We start from the raw sequence: 16,839 nt of genomic DNA, 5'->3' as shown, positions 1-16,839 counted from the left end.
CTAGGATTCGGCTTACTTAATTCAAACAATATTATAGTAATTAGCGAGGTTATTTTATGGAAAATGTTAATGAACGAGAAATTGATTTTAAACTCCTGTCGGAGTTATTTTTTACATTTTTCAAGTTATCTCCCATTTCATTCGGTGGTGGCTTTGCCATGATACCTGTTTTAGAAGCAGAGATAGTATATAAGAAAAAGTGGATTGAAGGTAAGCAAATAGTGGATACCTTTGTTCTCGCTCAATCGGCTCCAGGCGCAATTGCCACCAATTCCGCTATTTTTGTTGGATATCAGGTTGCCGGTATACCAGGAGCGATTGCCGCTATGTTGGGTATGGTTATTCCAACTTTTATCATTGTAATTATTCTTGCATCATTGTTTGTCTTCTTTCAAACAAATCATTATGTCCTGGCAGCGCTCAATGGAATTCGTCCGGTTATTGTTGCCCTTATTGCTTCAGCCGCTTATAAAATGTCAAAAACAAGTTTAATTGATAAGACTTGCTGGATTATTTGCTTAATATGTGTGGCGGTGCTTTTGTTGTGCCCTAACATTAACATTATAGTAGTAATTCTATCGGGTGCGTTTATCGGTATTACCATAATGAAAGTAAAGAAAATGTTCTCAAATTCGGTAAAAACAGAATGAGCTTATATATTGATATTTTCATAACATTTTTTAAAATAGGCCTAATCGGCTTTGGCGGTGGTTATGCCATTATTCCTATTATTGAAAGCCAGGTAAATTTACATCAATGGCTGGATGTAAAGCAGCTTACCGATATCATTGCCATAGCAGCAATGGCTCCGGGTCCTATTGCTGCGAACAGCGCAACAGTCATTGGCTTTAAACTAGCTGGAATACCTGGCGCGGCAATTGCGTGCGCTGGAATTACATTACCATCCCTACTGGTCATTTTGATACTTGGTAAACTTTTTATCAAGTATCAGGAACATGCGTTGGTCAAGGCCATATTTTATGGCTTACGGGCAACAATAATCGGTACAATTGTGTATGCGGCAATAAAATTTGCTGCAAGTAATGGTATTATCGGCGGCAGCAATCTGATTGATATAAAAAGTACCCTGTTGGTGTTGGTAAGCTTTGTACTTCTTGTGAAGACAAAAATAAATCCGGTGTATTTAATTATTGCGGCTGGTTTTATTGGCATACTAATATTTTAATTAATCAGAAATTGCCAAGAGATTTATCGGCTGGCCTGATAGAGAGTGACGGAAGAGAATGATTTATACAGAATGATCTGATTGTCTAAAGTTTATCAATTAAAGCTAATTTTGAATGTTACGCAATAGAATGGAACAGTGTTACAAAGTGGAACGATAAAATGGAACATTTTTTATGGATCAAATCTTTTTTGTTTAGAGAGATTGCTTTATTTATAGGATTTGTTGTTCTTTATTAATTTGGCACGCATTTTGCAATAAATATTGAATGAGGATATGTAAGGATATTCTTAATTAATCTGGATATGGATTGTGTCTCAATGACGCTAAGAGGGAGGTTTTGATGAAAAATATCTTTATCAATTTAAAACGATTTGAAGTCGCACGAAGTTTAGGTGGATTGTGTGATGTAGATTCACCTGAAAAATGGATTACAGGTCTGATGGGCGAATGCATTAAGCTTGGTCTTGGCACAGTCGCTGATACTCAATTGTCTTTTCTTCTACCGGAGGCGCTTATTATTCCCGCAGTTAATATACTGAAAAAATTTCCTATGGAAGAAACGATTGCCATTAGCATTGGCTGCCAAGGAGTGCATCGGGAAGATATTAAAATTGGCGGAAATTTCGGAGCATTCACCACAACTTTACCTGCTACTGCAGCGAAAGCAATTGGTTGCGAATGGGCAATGATTGGGCACTCGGAAGAACGAAGAAATATGCAAAGTATTATGGAGGCTGGTCTCCATAAATCCAAGGATTCTTATGCTGACATTGTCTCTGACACTGTAAATCAATTAATGAATAAAGAGGTACTTTGTGCGTTAAATACTGGCTTAAAAGTACTTTATTGTGTTGGTGAGACTGCTGAAGAAAAAGGGAATGGGTCCTTTGAAGAGCAGATGCCACAGATAAAAGCTGTACTAAAAAAACAGCTTGAAATTGGTTTAACTGGTGCTGGTTGTGAATTGAATAATAATAATGTTGTGATTGGCTACGAGCCAATTTGGGCAATCGGACCCGGAAAGACACCTCCGGACAAAGAGTATATCGCATATGTTTCCAGGCTTATCAAGGATACGGTAAAGGAACTTTACGGTTTTGAGATTCCTGTAGTATACGGCGGCGGACTAAAAGAAGAAAATGCTGCGATGATTGCTAGCATTGATACAATTGATGGGGGACTGGTAGCGCTCACTCGTTTTTCGGGGCAAATAGGTTTTTATATGGAAGATTTAAAAAAGATTATTGAAAAATATATACAAGTAAATGAGAAAAAAGGAGGATAAAATGAATTTAGAATTTGAATACGGACAAGGTACCATGTCCGCTAATCTACCGGATAATACTGATGTTTTCATCCCTGGTGTAACCGTTTCGGATCCTCCCTGCATTGCGGAAGATCAACTGGTTGAAGCTACCAAGAAATCCATTCTGCATCCCATAGGGATGGAACCTCTTTCAAAACTTGCGAAAAAAGGTTCTAAAGTTACTATTATTTTTCCCGACAGAGTAAAAGGGGGGGAACAGCCTACTGCCCATCGTAAAGTTTCCATTCCGATTATTTTAGAGGAACTTTATAAAGCTGGTGTTGAGAAGAAAAATATCCTGCTGATTTGCTCTAATGGTTTGCATAGGAAAAATACGAAACAAGAAATCTTTAACGTATTAGGAGCCGATCTCTTCCATGAGTTTTGGTATACTCATCAAATTATTAACCATGATAGTGAGGATTATGATCATTTAATAGATCTTGGTACCACTGATCAAGGCGATCCCGTATTGATGAATAAATATGTTTATGATTCGGATATTGCAATTTTAATCGGTCACACGCAGGGTAATCCTTATGGTGGTTATTCCGGGGGGTACAAGCATTGCGCCACCGGGATCACTCATTGGCGTAGCATCGCATCGCACCATGTTCCGGATGTTATGCATCGCAAAGACTTCACCCCAGTAAGCGGACATTCTCTAATGCGTACAAAGTTTGATGAAATAGGAATGCATATGGAAAAGTGCATGGAAAAAAAATTCTTCTGTTGCGATGCTGTTTTAGATAGCAAATCCAGACAGATTGAAATTAATAGTGGTTATGCAAACGAAATGCAGCCAATTTCATGGAAAACCGCCGACAAACGTACTTATGTCAATTGGGCGGAGAAGAAATACGATGTAGTAGTATTTGGTATGCCGCAGTCTTTCCATTATGGTGATGGTATGGGGACTAACCCGATCATGCTGATGCAAGCGCTATCTGCGCAGATCATCCGTCACAAAAGGGTCCTAAAGGATAATTGCGTCATAATCTGTTCCTCTATTTGCAATAGTTATTTTCATGAGGAACTATGGCCATATCTTCCAGAAATTTATGAGATGTTCCAGAAAGACCACATGAATATCCTGCCGGACATGAACCGTTATGGTGAATACTTTGCGACCCATGAGGAATATATCAGAAAATACCGCTATTGCAATGCGTTCCATCCATTCCATGGATTTTCCATGATGAGTTGCGGTCATATTGCCGAGAAAAACACTTCCGCCATTTATATTGTGGGGGCACAAGATCCGGGGATTGCTAGAGGAATGGGACTTAAGACTAGAGCCACCTTTGAGGAGGCGCTGAAAGATGCGAAAAAGAAATACGTCGGAGAAAATCCGAATATTCTAGCACTACCTTTAGCTTTTAAAACTGCTGCCGTTCATCTTTGCATGAAGGATGAACCGTATGATGGAAATAACGGTTGCTGTCATGATTGATTTCACGTATTTTAGTAAAAAATGAGAGGCGTTCAATTACTCCCTATGACCCGATGGGAGTGGCTAGACCGACAACCAAGTAGGACAGGCAGAATAGGCTGCTTTTCGTCAGGTTGGGACTACAGTCCGTCGGTATGTCGGCAATACTCCGAATATTCTTGCCTTACCTAAGAACTTCAAATTAGCTGCGGTTCACTTAGGGATGAAATGAAATAAATGCTGGAGGGTAAAATGATGGAAGCCACTGCAATAGTAACGGAAAATACAGAAATAAAAACAGCAAAAATATCCATAAAAGAAAAATTTGCGTATGCTATGGGTGATGTTGGTCAAAATTTTGTGTACGATCTAGGGCAGATTTATCTACTTAAGTACTTTACTGACGTACTAGGATTACCGGCAGCAGTAGCGGGTACTATCTTTTTAATCACTAAACTGTTTGATGCTGGTGTGGATGTAGGTATTGGAACTTGGTTGGAAGCTCGTAAGAATTTTGGTGCGCGTGGTAAATTTCGTCCATTTATGCTCTATGGAGCAATTCCACTTGGGCTTTTTTCAATTGCATGTTTTGCAAATCCCGGTACTACGGTTTCGACCAAATTGGTTCTTGCTTATCTAAGTTATATGGGATTCGGTTTATTTTTCAGTCTTATCAATATTCCCTATAGTTCAATGGGGGCGGCTATGACTCAAGATCCGCTAGAACGGACCAGTCTGGCTGCTTGGCGTCAGGGGGGATCCAATACTGGCCTATTGATTAGTACCGTGGCCTATATGCCCATTGTGCTTTCGTTTAGTAATATTCACACGGGATATATTGTCGCAACCTGCATTTTTACGTTTTTAGGAGTGTTGGGTATTTGGTATTCTTACGCTGGTATTAAGGAAAGAGTTATTGTAGAAAAGCCCAAAGATTATCGTGTTACTTTTGGTAATTCATATAAATTAGCGTTTAAAAATGTACCGTTAATTATGCTTTGTATTGCTAACCTGTTTACATTTTCAGCTTTTAATGTAAAACTGGCCGTCCAAGTGTACTATTGCCAATATGTACTTCAAAATATTTCGATTCTTCCGTATATGGGATTCTTTAGTATTGGCTGTGTTTTCTTTGGGGTTGCCTTAGTGCCTTTCGTGGTTAGAAGGATAGGTAAGAAATATGGTTATATGTTTGGGTGCGCTATCTGGGCAGTAGGGGATATTTTAAATTATTTACTTTCTCCGGACGTTTTTGGTTTTATCTTCTTAACTTGTGTAGCTTTCTTCGGCAGTGCTTTTGTAAACAGTTTAAACTGGGCTTGTATCGCTGATGCAGTGGAATACGGTGAATGGAAAACTGGGTTTCGTTCAGAAGGCGTTATTTACTCGTCCTTCGCATTTTTTAGAAAATTATCGCAATCGATGGCAGGCTTTATCCCAGGTGTAGTTCTTACTATGATCGGCTATGTCCCGAATGCAGTACAAAGTGCCGGTGCTGTTGCCGGAATTAGAGGGTTAATGTTTATTTATCCGGCATTCTTTGCTATTATGACAGTTGTTGCATTTGGTGCTCTGTATCCGTTGACAGAGAAACGTTATGAGGAAATCTTAGGAGAACTAAATGAACGGAAAAGAATGGGGAAGACCGCAGTTTGATAGTTTTAAATCTGAAAACAGTAGTTATATGTCATAAAGTTAAAAGGTAAAGTTGAAAATTTATAATATTCTAAGAAAAATGTGTATTTTACCATGAAAGGGGTATACAAAATGTTGGTGACTAATAAAGAAGCCTTACACCATGCTAATAAAAACGGGTATGCAATTCCGGCAATTAATACTCAGGGAGGGAATTATGATATAATTTGGGCAATTTGCCGGGCAGCAGAAGAATTAAAGTCGCCAATTATCCTGGCCCACTATGTTTCAACAGGTGCTTATTCAGGAAATGACTGGTTTGTACAGGTTGCAAAATGGTGTGCAAATAAAGTATCTGTTCCAGTATCGATTCATTTAGACCATGGTGATAATTTTGATATTTGCAAAGAAGCATTAGATCTCGGCTTCACTTCTATTATGATCGATGGCTCTGCAAAATCGATTAAAGATAATGCAGAGCTTACCAATAGAGTCATAGGTGAAGCGAAAAAAAGTGATGTACCTGTAGAGGCGGAAATTGGCGAGTTACTTCGTTTGGATGAGGCAGGGGGAGTTGCCGAAAATAAAAATCTCGTTAAACCTGAACAAGTTAAAGAGTTTTTATCATTTTGTCAACCAGATTCGCTTGCCATTGGAATTGGCAATGCTCATGGGTATTATAAAGGAGAGCCAGATATAAGATTAGAAATACTTGCGGACGTAAGAGCATTTACAGATATTCCGCTTGTACTTCATGGTTGTACTGGTATGTCGGAAAGTGTAATAAAAAAGGCAATTGGTTTAGGAATTGCCAAAATCAACTTTGGTACAGAAATTCGCTACAAGTATGTGCAGCATTACAATGAAGCATTAAACACGATGAATCACCAGGGACATTCCTGGAAGCTGTCGCAATATACGAATGATAAATTAACAGAAGATATAAAAGCAATTATTCGTCTAGCTGGATCCGATGGTAAAGCATAATTTAGTACTGTGGTCTATTTGTTAACCGATGATAATGCACTCCAATCAAGTACGATTTGAGCAATAAATGCTTTCGGATAATCGGAGTGTATATTATTAACTAGGAGGAGATTATTTTGAATAAACAATTAAATGTAGGTTTCGTAACAACGCTTTCAGGCAGATGGCCAAGAGAACTTCCCGAAAATCGTTGCAAAGAGTACGGGAACTGGCTTCAGGAAAACCTTCCTGGAATTAATATTATCAAAGCGGAAAGATTGGGGGATTCTCCTCAAGCATTAGAAGCGGTAGTCGAACAATTCAAAACAAATGCAGTTGATTTGATTGTTATGGTTTATGGTGCATTTACTGGAGATGATGCATCTGCTCATTTGGCAGAAATGTTGGGTGTTCCAATTATTTTATGGGCACCAAAGGAGCCTCCATTTGAAAAAGATACCAGGTTATTTGCAAATGCTTTGGTAGCTGCTACTATGAATTCCGCATCCTTGAAAAAATTAGGGTATACCTGTTATGCGGTATATGGAGATAAAGAAGATATAGCAACAGCATCTAAAGTAATTAATCTTGTTACTGCTTATAATGTGGTTAAAAAATTAAAGGGAACCATGCTTGGACTTTTTGGTTACCGTCCTACTGCCTTTTATAACTGTAGTTTTGATGAGAGTCTGATTCGTAAGAATTTTGGTATTCGTATCGAAGAAACAGACTTAAAAGTAGTTTTTGATCAAATGGATAATATACCCAAGGATGTTTATGAGGCAGATATGGCAGATGTGACATCTAATTTCGGCACAGATAAATTGCCTGATGGGCATTTGGAGAATCATTCTAAATTGTATTTGGCATTGAAAGATGTTATCAAACAACAAGCCTATGATTTTGCTACTATTAAATGTTGGCCTGAAATGGGAAATTTACATACCACACCCTGTGCGGTTTTGGGGCGTTTAGCAGATGAAGGTATCCATATTGGATGTGAGGGAGATGTAGACGCGGAAATTGCCCAAATTGTTCAGAACTACTTGACTGGGCTTCCCACATTCATTACAGATATGATAAATATTGACGAAGAAAAGAATATTATGACTTTCTGGCATTGCGGGAATGCTGCTCCATCTTTACATAATGCTAAATATGAATTTAGCATTAACAATCACCCTTTAGCAGGACAAGGTACTGCATTTTACGGCAGCTTGAAACCAGGAAAAGTAACAATTGCTCGATTCTGCAATATTGATGGTGCTTATAAGCTATTTCTAATGCGGGGAACTGCAGTTGATATGGAACGTTACACAAAAGGTATTATGGCGAATGTAAAGATAGAAACACCAGTTTATAAGGTAGTAGAACAGATATGGGCAGAGGGGATTCCTCACCATTACAGTATTGTTTGGGAGGATGTTGCCGACCAAATGATCGCTGTTTGTAATTTGTTACATATTCCCGTAATAGAAATGTAAGAATTACAAGGATATATTTTGCTTAGATAATGAGAATTTAGTTACTTGTTAACCTAAAAAGTCGTCTCCATAATCAGATTAGAGTTGAATACTTTTTCCATCGAATTATGGGGACGATTTAAAAGTTAAGTTACAAATTTGTTTCGGTAATGCCGAGGAGAAAATTGTAAAGAGATCAGGCAAAAGCCCTGCTCAATATAACATTTCGAATTTTTAAGAAAGTGCTATATGATAGGGGGAGGTATATTGTGATTGCCAAATTAGAAAATCAATTTGTGTCTGTGGAGGTTCAATCGAAGGGAGCAGAGTTATATAGCTTAATTCTGAAAGAAGATAGTACAGAATATTTGTGGCAAGCTGATCCTCGATATTGGCCTCGGCGTGCTCCTGTGTGTTTTCCAATTGTAGGAATTCTGCCAAATGGACAATACAAAGTTGGTGGTGAAACATTTGCTCTTTCTGTACATGGTTTCGCTAGAGATATGGAATTTGATATCATAGAGAATCATCCTGACGAAATTATTTATCGCCTTACATATGATACCGAGACGTTAGGTATATTCCCGTTCAGGTTTCAATTAGATATTGGATATAGATTAATCAAAAATGAGCTTTCAGTTGAATACAAGGTTAAAAATTTAGATGATCAAGGTATGCATTTCTCCATAGGTGCTCATCCAGGGTTTATGTGCCCCATTTTGCCAGAAGAGAATTTTACTGATTATCAACTGATATTTGAAAAGAATGAAACTGCATATCGAAATCATGTCAATAATGGATTACTTTCTGGAATCACTGAATTAGTTTTGCAGGAGTACAATACAATACCATTGACTAAAGCATTGTTTAAAAACGATGTCTTAATTTTTAAAAATTTGAAGTCTGAGGCTATTACGCTAAAAAGTCAAAAATCAGGGAAGTGGGTTACTGTTGCTTTTAAGGGATTTCCTTACTTAGGCATATGGACTAAGCCAGATGAGTCCCCGTTTGTATGTATCGAACCTTGGTATGGGGTAACTGACACTCCTGGAGATAGTAAACAATTTTCGGAAAAAGAGGGAATTCAAGTTTTGTTATCAGGCCAAGAATTTAATAGTTCTTATCGGATTTCTATCGGATAATATAGAGTTATTTCTATCCTTTTTGCCAATCATGTTACGGGAATGGGGAGTACTGGTTTTTTGATAAATCCAAGTTTTAGAAACAAAATTAATTTAGGTGGTATAAAAATGTATGAATCGAGTGGCGCAAATTTACTTATAGTGCATGGCGGCGGTCCCACAGCCGTAATAAACGCTAGTTTATATGGAGCAATTGAAGAAGCAAAAAAGCACAAAGAGATTGCCGAAATATACGGGGCAATGGGCGGTGTAGCTGGGATACTGGAAGAGAAGTTTATTAACTTTAGAAACCAATCGACTAGTAATATAGAACTTCTGCCGTATACGCCTGCCTCAGCGATAGGCACTTCAAGGAAAGAACTGTATGATGCAGATTATGAAAAAATAGTTAAAGTACTTGTAAAAAACAATATAAAATATTTGCTGTTTAATGGTGGAAACGGTTCAATGGATACCTGCGGGAAAATCCACAACGCCACAAAACAGTATGATATAAGGGTAATCGGCATTCCGAAAACTATTGATAATGATATTGCGATTACTGATCATGCACCGGGCTTTGGCAGCGCTGCTAGGTATATTGCAGCTTCAACGGCTGAGGTGTCCCAGGATATTAAAGCTTTACCAATTCATGTCTGCGTCATTGAGGCGATGGGAAGAAATGCCGGGTGGATTACTGCCGCATCAGCGCTTGCTAGAAGAAGTAGGGGGGATGCACCCCATCTGATTTATCTTCCGGAAAGACCATTTAATCAAAACGAATTTCTTGAGGATGTCAAAAAACTCTATGACGAACTTGGCGGAGTAGTTGTTGTAGTCAGTGAAGGGTTAAAAAATGACAAGGGTGAATCGATTGTTCCGCCTGTATTTACGCAAGGACGCAGTGTATATTTCGGTGATGTTAGTTCGTATCTATCATTGCTGATTATTAAAGAATTAGGCATTAAGTCTAGATGTGAAAAACCAGGGATTCTTGGCAGAGCATCCATAGCCTATCAATCTTCAATCGATAGGCAAGAAGCAATACAAGTGGGAGCTTACTCCGTTGAAGCAGCAATTAAAGGAGAAACAGGTAAAATGGTCGGATTCAACCGTATTTCAACTGTTCCCTATAAGTGTGAACTAACACTTATCCCCATAGCAGAAGTTATGATGCACGAAAAAAAGATGCCGGATAACTTCATTAATGATCGAGGAAATGATGTTACAGCCGAATTTGTTGAATACTGCAGGCCGTTAATTGGCGATCCCCTGGCTCAATTTACTAATTTCAGATAAAGAAGTTAAAAATGCTAGTTAGATGAGATTAATTGCTATGAATAATAACTATGCATAAAAGGTTGGGGATTGTCCAATAATTATGTAGCTGCTACCATATTGAATTTTATGTTCTAGTTTACAATGATGATCTACTCTTATTATAGTAAAAAGATAATCTCTGTATAAAGGGATAATTGTTATGTATGATTTTTTCCAGGCGTATTTATGGTCTTTTCCAGCTGCTATCGCACTGGTCGCATCATTTATTCAGTCTCTGACTGGATTTGGCTTTGCGATTATTGCTACTCCGTTATTGATAACCATTTATGATCCTAAAGAAGTAGTTCTTATTCTTCAGATAATATCCTTGTCAATCAATACAGTATTTAGTGTCATTTTACGCAAGTATGTAGATTGGAATTTCGTTTTTGTTCTGTCTTTTGGGTCATTACTTGGTCAGCCGATCGGTATGGCAATATATTACTATGTGCCGAGTAATATATTAAAAATATTCATCAGCGTAATTATATTATTATTTTTGCTCATCAAGCAGACAAGTTGTAAGCCGATGTACGAAACACGGTTTAAAAGTTTAATTGTAGGTGTAATATCGGGCCTTCTCAACACCTCTACTGCCCTAGCGGGGCCACCTCTTATTCTTTATCTCGCTGCATGCAACCGTGAAAAAACATCCATGCGAGCAGACAGTATTGTATATTTTACTGTGATAAGTTTGACTGGAATTATAGGCTTTATTATCGCTCAGCAGGATTTATCAGTGGCTGTTAGTCGCACATTTATGATGTTACCAGCCGCTATTGTTGGCTTGATTTTAGGAAATCTACTTTTCCCGTACTTGTCACAGAGCATGTTTCAAAAGATTATTTTTATCATGATGGCTTTTTCTTCAGTTTATACGATTTATTCTATTCTATAAAGGGCATGTTATAAGCCGCTTTAAGTAAGGAGACTAGTATGGACAGCAACAAATTGCGTAATGTATTACAAGACTTTCACGAGAGTCGATTGTCTTTTTACCCTATGAAGATTTGGATTTTGTGAAAATTGATCAATGGATTTGGAGCAGGACGTTTAGCAAGTATTATTAATAAAATGAGGTGATAGTATGCAAGCGCTATATTTAGATTGTTTTGCCGGTATTAGCGGCAATATGTTATTAGGGGCATTTTTACATGTGGGTTTACCAGAGGAAGTATTAAGACAAAATCTATCCTATTTACCAGTTGATGGTTATGATTTAATCATTGAAAAGGTAAAAAAGTGTGGCATTAGTGCAGTATACGTAGATGTAAAACTGACTCATCATCATCACCATCATCGTCATTTAACGGATATTTTTAAAATAATAGATAACTCTCAATTAGTGCAAAAAATAAAAGATGATAGCAAGAAAATTTTCATGCTATTAGCTCAAGCGGAAGCTAAGGTACATGGTGTAACTATAGATAAAATTCATTTTCATGAAGTGGGGGCTGTAGATGCAATTATTGACATTGTGGGTACAGCGATTGGTCTACACTACTTAGGGATTGAAGCAATTTATACCTCTAAGCTGCAAGTCGGTAATGGGTTTGTCGAGTGCTGCCATGGATTAATGCCAGTGCCAGCACCTGCTACCGCGGAACTATTAAAGAAAATACCTTATTATAATGGGGACATTAGTAAGGAATTAGTAACACCTACAGGTGCAGCTGTAATTGCAGCCTTAGGTACTAGCTATGGGACTAAGCCAGAAGGCTTTGTTAGCCATGCCATTGGGTATGGGGCGGGAACATGGGATTTAGATATACCAAATGTATTAAGAATGCATTTGGGGGAAGTTGTAACATTAGCCCGATGAGAAAAAAGGCCTACCATAGTGGTCAGATATTAAAGGGGATAGCCGATTTTAATTAAAATCGGCTATCCTCTTAGTTATGTTCTAGGTTTAAAACTTTAGTTTAATCGGATGACTATGTAATATTCCAGCTAAAGTCTTTCTGGTTAGGGCCATTTACTTATAATTGCTATGTAATTTTTGATAAGAGTCGATGATTATGAATATCATACCTTATTTTATAAAGAAAATACAGGCAAAGAGGAGATAAAAACCGCCTGCGTAGACTAAACGCTGGGGTGATAGTTTGTCCTGTTTTAAAGTTAGTAATAAGTAAAAAATAGAAAACAGCGTCATACAGCCTGCCCAGATAAGGTGAAAATCGAATAACCAAGGAGTAAAAAATAACCCTAATGCAGTTGGAATGGTGGCCTGTATCATCATTGCGCCACTAATATTACCTAAGGCAAGAGTTTCTTTTCCTTGCCTTACCCATATCACCGCATTTAATATTTCTGGCAATTCCGTAGCAATCGGACTGATCAATAGAGAAACAATCAATGGAGACATATTCCAAGAGATACTAAGAGCTTCTAAATTTTTAACAAAAAGATGAGAACTGATAAAAATAAGCATTAATGAAATAAAGGTTTGGGATAATACCCAAAATACAGTTGGATCTTTCTTTTTGGGTTGAAAGGTCAATGGCTCCATAATCTCTTCTGAGATAACACATTCTGCTCCCATCTCTTTATAAAAATAAAATGCATAGGCCGCTAAAAATAAGATGCCTGCCAAGGGTTTGAGACTAAAGATGAAAAGACCCATTAATACTTTGAAGATAAAGATGGATACAAACCATAGTTGGTCTCGGCTCAATTTTTTGCTGTCAATATCAATCTCGACGCCTAAATCTCGCTTCTTGCGGAAAAAGATAATACAGAGTCCCACTACCGCATAAGAAATGGTTCCCAGTACAAGAGGGCCACCCAAAGCGGCTCCAATGCCAATATCTTTTTGCTCAGCGCTGGAATTAAAGGCGACTGCCATCAGGGTTACAACACTTTCCGGCAAAGCGGTTCCAAAGGCTGCCAAAATAGTTCCTACGGCACATTGTGCAACGTTAAATTTTCTGCCAAACCATTCAATGGCATTGACAAACAATTCACAGCTGTAATAGATCACGATAATAGCTACTAATAATGTTACATAAAGACTCAGCATATAACTACCTCCCATTTTGATATGTAAGGGCAAATAAAAAAAGACTTTTGGTGCTCTTAAAAAGCACCAAAAGTCTCATTACGCAAATAGCGGGTACTACCAGGTTGTTACACCATTATGTTGACAGCACCTATATTAATTACTCCCCTTTGATAAATTAAGTATAATGCTTTTTCTTATTATCGTCAAGATTGGGCAGGGCTATGCAACTAGAAGAAGTGTATCCGATAAAATCATAGCCAGTAAGCAGGAATTATCATGAACTTCCAGAAACTATGGTGTAAAAGAAAATAAGGAAATAAAAAGATTAGACTGGCAACAGGATTGTTGTCAGTCTGATCGAGTACTGTCTTAAAATTTGTGGTTAATACCAAAACCTACACCATCTCGCGTTGAGGAATGGTCGTGTTTATCGGATTTATATCCAAGATTAAGAGAGGTTTTACCATCCATCGCATAGTTTAATCCTGTTTGCCATCCAGTTTCTACACTGTTTGTTATTACAGATGCATAGCCATCTAATCTAGGAGCTAAATTTGCACTTACGCCGACACCATAGAAGAATTTATCCGATTCTCCACTATAATTTCTATCGCCAGCAATCAGGCGTACATTATTGTCTAATTTATAGTGGACATAGATATCGGTAGTATGGGAGCCACCATAGTATGATGAATAACCATTTCTCTCAATGCCAGCAGTAAATTTATCTGAAAGAGCATGTTCTATATATACGCTATCATCGTCTATGCCGTGTCCATTTTGATCTAAATTATAATGATTATACCCAATTGTGGTTTCTCCTGGAGCAAGCTCCGTAAGCGGTGCAGCATATCCAATGCTGGTAGCCAACATAGTACCTGCCATAAGAGTAAATATTTTCTTTTTCATGAGTAATCCCCCCAAAAATTCGTAAGTAGTGTCTTTTTTATGAAATAAAAAGACTAAAGTTGATTTGATATATGTAAATGATCGGCTTTGCATCGGATTATTGGGCAAAGGATGTAGTATGATTACAAGTGAACCGATGCTGTGCCGATCAGTTGATGGATTTAGAATAACATGGAAGTATGACAAAAGTATGACAAAGAGAAATAATTGGACTATGTAGTCCAATTATTTCAGTTTATCTTTGACAAAGGAGATTTTCGTAATGGAAGGCATAAGCCATATTACTTTTATTGTAAAAGACTTAGAGAAAACAGCCGCTTTTTTGAAACATATCTTTGATGCTCAAGAAGTCTACTCCAGCGATGATAAGAGATTCTCAATCGCAGAAGAAAAGTTCTTCCTAATTGCTGGTCAGTGGTTTGCTGTCATGGAAGGGGAACCTTTAAAAGAGCGGACTTATAACCATGTAGCATTCAAGATTAAAGAAGAAGAGTTTACCCTATATGAAGAACGTGTAAAAGCACTAGGTGTAGATTGCAGACCTCCCAGGTCAAGGGTGGAAGGCGAGGGACGATCCTTATACTTTTACGATTTTGATAATCACCTGTTTGAATTGCATACAGGAACTCTTACGGAGCGATTAAAGCGATATAAAAAATAAAAAGACTTATGTTGAATAATTTTTAGGTGAAGACAATTTGCTTTATGTAAGGGGTAATTTATTATATTGTTTGATAGGAGTTTTTTCATGTCACTAAATAATATGGCATCTACTAAATCAAATTCAGCAAATGTTAATTCCGCTCCCTACAAAGCAGTAAAAGAAAAAATGACAGAAATAATTAAACAAGAAATGGAAAATTTGAACGCAGTGGGACTTAGTATTGCACTGGTCGACGACCAGCAAATCGTATGGGAGCGAGGTTTTGGATATCAGGACAGGGAGAAGAAATTACCAGCTACTGAAAATACCATATATCAAGTTGGCTCAATAACCAAGCTGTTTACTGTATTAGCAGCGATGCAACTAGCCGCGCAGGGAAATCTTGACATTGATCAGCCTTTACAAAAATATTTGCCGGATTTTTCTATTCAATCACGCTTTGCTAGTAATCAGCCGATTACTGCCAGAACAATTATGACCCATCATTCAGGTATTCCATCAGATCACTTGAATGGGTATATGTCCAAACCTTACTCAAGCCTAGTGAAAGAGTTGCAAAATGAATATGTTGCTTTCCCGCCAAATTATATTCATAGTTATTCTAACGTGGCCTTTACCCTACTGGGCCATACGATTGCAACGGTGAGCGAAAAAGAGTATCCAGACTATATACAGGACGAATTACTTCGTCCTATTGGCATGCTACATTCTTTTATCGCTGATTTCCCGTCAGTAGAAAATCCGTTAATGTCTAAAATATACCTAAATGGAAAAGAAGACAAGCCTATTTCAGAAAGGGATATTCCTGCTGGTGGATTATATGCCAATGTAAAAGATATGGCTCGTTTCATGCAAATGATTATTGCCGGAGGTTCGATTAACGGGCAACGAATCATAAACTCAGAAACTCTAGTGGAAACAATGCGACCACAAAACGAGAATATCCCCTTGGATCTCGATTTTCGTATTGGTTTAGGATGGTTCCTGTCAGAAGTAGTTCCAGGGTATAACGGAAAGGTTGTCGAGCACGCCGGAAATTACAATCACTTTAATAGTGAACTAATCATTTTGCCGGAAGCTAAACTAGGAGTGGTTGTACTAGGAAACTATGAGGAATCAGTAGCACAGGTACGGCAAATTGCTAAAAAAACCTTGGAACTTGCTTGGGAAGAAAAATCTAAAAGGAAAATCCCAATTTACCAAGACAGTAAAACAGCACCTCCCAATATACCTAGCAGCACTGATTTGCACAATTATGTTGGATATTACTCTATAATGGGAGAGATTGGCCAAATAGTTCATGAAAAAGATCGCTTTTTCCTTAAAACGAAAGATGACAACGCTTTTTATCTAGATAAAAATGATGATGGGAGCTATTCTATAAAAGATGGTCCGAAATTTTTCTTTCATACTATTGACGGATGGGATCTAATCGTAATGCAGTCATTTGTTCGAATATTATTTGCTACTAAAATAACCCCCTTGCCTTTATCTGCTGGATCGGATTCACTATGCGGTGCCTATAAAATAATAGTAAATCATATTGATTTGCCAAGCGATATGGATGATACTATTATCGCCAAAATAAAAGATGGTTTTTTAACAATGGCATATAAGGATTATGAGCATCCGGATTACAACAAGCCAAAAGTCCTTCGTGCAGTTTCCGATATGGAATGGGTGATCGATGGACTAGGAAGAGACCGTGGGAATACAATCATTTTTAAAATGGTCAATGGAGAGCAGTATCTTGCATACTCAGGATTACAATATAAAAAAATAGAGAATTTTGAAAGTGTGGAGTTAGATATAAATAAATCCTCCTGAAAA

General features: G+C 37.7%; 15 protein-coding genes. 13 read left to right on the top strand and 2 right to left on the bottom strand.

What is annotated here, in order from left to right; genetic code table 11:
- The first annotated feature begins 56 nt into the window (after positions 1–56).
- From JBW_RS16120 to larC, 11 genes are all read left to right on the top strand, one after another.
- Positions 57–650 (top strand): chromate transporter, encoded by a 594-nt coding sequence (locus JBW_RS16120; protein ID WP_007958301.1) that lies wholly within the window; start codon positions 57–59, stop codon positions 648–650.
- On the top strand, positions 647–1,186 hold the full coding sequence (locus tag JBW_RS16115; RefSeq protein ID WP_007958299.1) for a chromate transporter: 540 nt from the start codon (positions 647–649) through the stop codon (positions 1,184–1,186). Before JBW_RS16120 ends, JBW_RS16115 begins: the two co-directional genes overlap by 4 nt.
- A 343-nt stretch (positions 1,187–1,529) precedes the next feature.
- On the top strand, positions 1,530–2,474 hold the full coding sequence (locus JBW_RS16110) for a triose-phosphate isomerase family protein (protein ID WP_007958298.1): 945 nt from the start codon (positions 1,530–1,532) through the stop codon (positions 2,472–2,474).
- 1 nt (position 2,475) lies between these two features.
- Positions 2,476–3,948 (top strand): lactate racemase domain-containing protein, encoded by a 1,473-nt coding sequence (locus JBW_RS16105; RefSeq protein WP_007958297.1) that lies wholly within the window; start codon positions 2,476–2,478, stop codon positions 3,946–3,948.
- A gap of 231 nt (positions 3,949–4,179) precedes the next feature.
- Positions 4,180–5,583: an MFS transporter gene (locus JBW_RS16100; RefSeq protein ID WP_007958295.1), complete on the top strand. Its 1,404-nt coding sequence runs from the start codon at positions 4,180–4,182 to the stop codon at positions 5,581–5,583.
- 111 nt (positions 5,584–5,694) lie between these two features.
- Complete coding sequence (locus tag JBW_RS16095; protein WP_007958293.1) at positions 5,695–6,549, top strand: class II fructose-bisphosphate aldolase; 855 nt, start codon at positions 5,695–5,697, stop codon at positions 6,547–6,549.
- 116 nt (positions 6,550–6,665) lie between these two features.
- On the top strand, positions 6,666–8,012 hold the full coding sequence (locus tag JBW_RS16090) for an L-fucose/L-arabinose isomerase family protein (RefSeq protein ID WP_007958291.1): 1,347 nt from the start codon (positions 6,666–6,668) through the stop codon (positions 8,010–8,012).
- A 248-nt stretch (positions 8,013–8,260) separates the two neighbouring features.
- Positions 8,261–9,133 (top strand): aldose 1-epimerase family protein, encoded by an 873-nt coding sequence (locus JBW_RS16085; protein ID WP_007958289.1) that lies wholly within the window; start codon positions 8,261–8,263, stop codon positions 9,131–9,133.
- Positions 9,134–9,241: 108 nt separating this feature from the next.
- Positions 9,242–10,411: a diphosphate--fructose-6-phosphate 1-phosphotransferase gene (locus JBW_RS16080; protein WP_007958286.1), complete on the top strand. Its 1,170-nt coding sequence runs from the start codon at positions 9,242–9,244 to the stop codon at positions 10,409–10,411.
- A 181-nt stretch (positions 10,412–10,592) separates the two neighbouring features.
- On the top strand, positions 10,593–11,330 hold the full coding sequence (locus tag JBW_RS16075; protein ID WP_007958284.1) for a sulfite exporter TauE/SafE family protein: 738 nt from the start codon (positions 10,593–10,595) through the stop codon (positions 11,328–11,330).
- Positions 11,331–11,519: 189 nt separating this feature from the next.
- Positions 11,520–12,254, top strand: a complete 735-nt coding sequence (gene larC / locus JBW_RS16070) for a nickel pincer cofactor biosynthesis protein LarC (RefSeq protein ID WP_007958283.1) — start codon at positions 11,520–11,522, stop codon at positions 12,252–12,254.
- Between the two features lie 210 nt (positions 12,255–12,464).
- Here the strand turns inward: larC and JBW_RS16065 are convergent, their stop codons facing one another.
- Together JBW_RS16065 and JBW_RS16060 are read right to left on the bottom strand one after the other, a co-directional pair.
- A complete protein-coding gene (locus JBW_RS16065; RefSeq protein WP_007958282.1) occupies positions 12,465–13,454 on the bottom strand; it encodes a sodium:calcium antiporter in 990 nt (329 codons plus the stop codon).
- A 351-nt stretch (positions 13,455–13,805) separates the two neighbouring features.
- A complete protein-coding gene (locus JBW_RS16060; protein ID WP_007958281.1) occupies positions 13,806–14,345 on the bottom strand; it encodes a hypothetical protein in 540 nt (179 codons plus the stop codon).
- A 262-nt stretch (positions 14,346–14,607) separates the two neighbouring features.
- Here JBW_RS16060 and fosX point away from each other — a divergent pair, with 262 nt between their 5' ends.
- Both fosX and JBW_RS16050 read left to right on the top strand, forming a co-directional pair.
- On the top strand, positions 14,608–15,006 hold the full coding sequence (fosX, locus tag JBW_RS16055) for a FosX/FosE/FosI family fosfomycin resistance hydrolase (RefSeq protein WP_007958280.1): 399 nt from the start codon (positions 14,608–14,610) through the stop codon (positions 15,004–15,006).
- An 87-nt stretch (positions 15,007–15,093) separates the two neighbouring features.
- A complete protein-coding gene (locus tag JBW_RS16050) occupies positions 15,094–16,836 on the top strand; it encodes a serine hydrolase domain-containing protein (RefSeq protein WP_007958279.1) in 1,743 nt (580 codons plus the stop codon).
- Positions 16,837–16,839: the final 3 nt, after the last annotated feature.

The sequence above is a fragment of the Pelosinus fermentans JBW45 genome, from assembly GCF_000271665.2.
Classification (GTDB): Bacteria; Bacillota; Negativicutes; order DSM-13327; family DSM-13327; genus Pelosinus; species Pelosinus baikalensis.
Note: the sequence above shows the minus strand (reverse complement) of the source record. Positions and strands in the feature narration are given on the sequence as shown.

Excerpts from the sequence above, each read along its gene's own strand:
- JBW_RS16120 (WP_007958301.1), top strand. The coding sequence starts at position 57 with ATGGAAAATGTTAATGAACGAGAAATTGATTTTAAACTCCTGTCGGAG.
- JBW_RS16115 (WP_007958299.1), top strand. The coding sequence starts at position 647 with ATGAGCTTATATATTGATATTTTCATAACATTTTTTAAAATAGGCCTA.
- JBW_RS16110 (WP_007958298.1), top strand. The coding sequence starts at position 1,530 with ATGAAAAATATCTTTATCAATTTAAAACGATTTGAAGTCGCACGAAGT.
- JBW_RS16105 (WP_007958297.1), top strand. The coding sequence starts at position 2,476 with ATGAATTTAGAATTTGAATACGGACAAGGTACCATGTCCGCTAATCTA.
- JBW_RS16100 (WP_007958295.1), top strand. The coding sequence starts at position 4,180 with ATGATGGAAGCCACTGCAATAGTAACGGAAAATACAGAAATAAAAACA.
- JBW_RS16095 (WP_007958293.1), top strand. The coding sequence starts at position 5,695 with ATGTTGGTGACTAATAAAGAAGCCTTACACCATGCTAATAAAAACGGG.
- JBW_RS16080 (WP_007958286.1), top strand. The coding sequence starts at position 9,242 with ATGTATGAATCGAGTGGCGCAAATTTACTTATAGTGCATGGCGGCGGT.
- JBW_RS16075 (WP_007958284.1), top strand. The coding sequence starts at position 10,593 with ATGTATGATTTTTTCCAGGCGTATTTATGGTCTTTTCCAGCTGCTATC.
- larC (WP_007958283.1), top strand. The coding sequence starts at position 11,520 with ATGCAAGCGCTATATTTAGATTGTTTTGCCGGTATTAGCGGCAATATG.
- JBW_RS16065 (WP_007958282.1), bottom strand. The coding sequence starts at position 13,454 with ATGCTGAGTCTTTATGTAACATTATTAGTAGCTATTATCGTGATCTAT.
- JBW_RS16060 (WP_007958281.1), bottom strand. The coding sequence starts at position 14,345 with ATGAAAAAGAAAATATTTACTCTTATGGCAGGTACTATGTTGGCTACC.
- fosX (WP_007958280.1), top strand. The coding sequence starts at position 14,608 with ATGGAAGGCATAAGCCATATTACTTTTATTGTAAAAGACTTAGAGAAA.
- JBW_RS16050 (WP_007958279.1), top strand. The coding sequence starts at position 15,094 with ATGTCACTAAATAATATGGCATCTACTAAATCAAATTCAGCAAATGTT.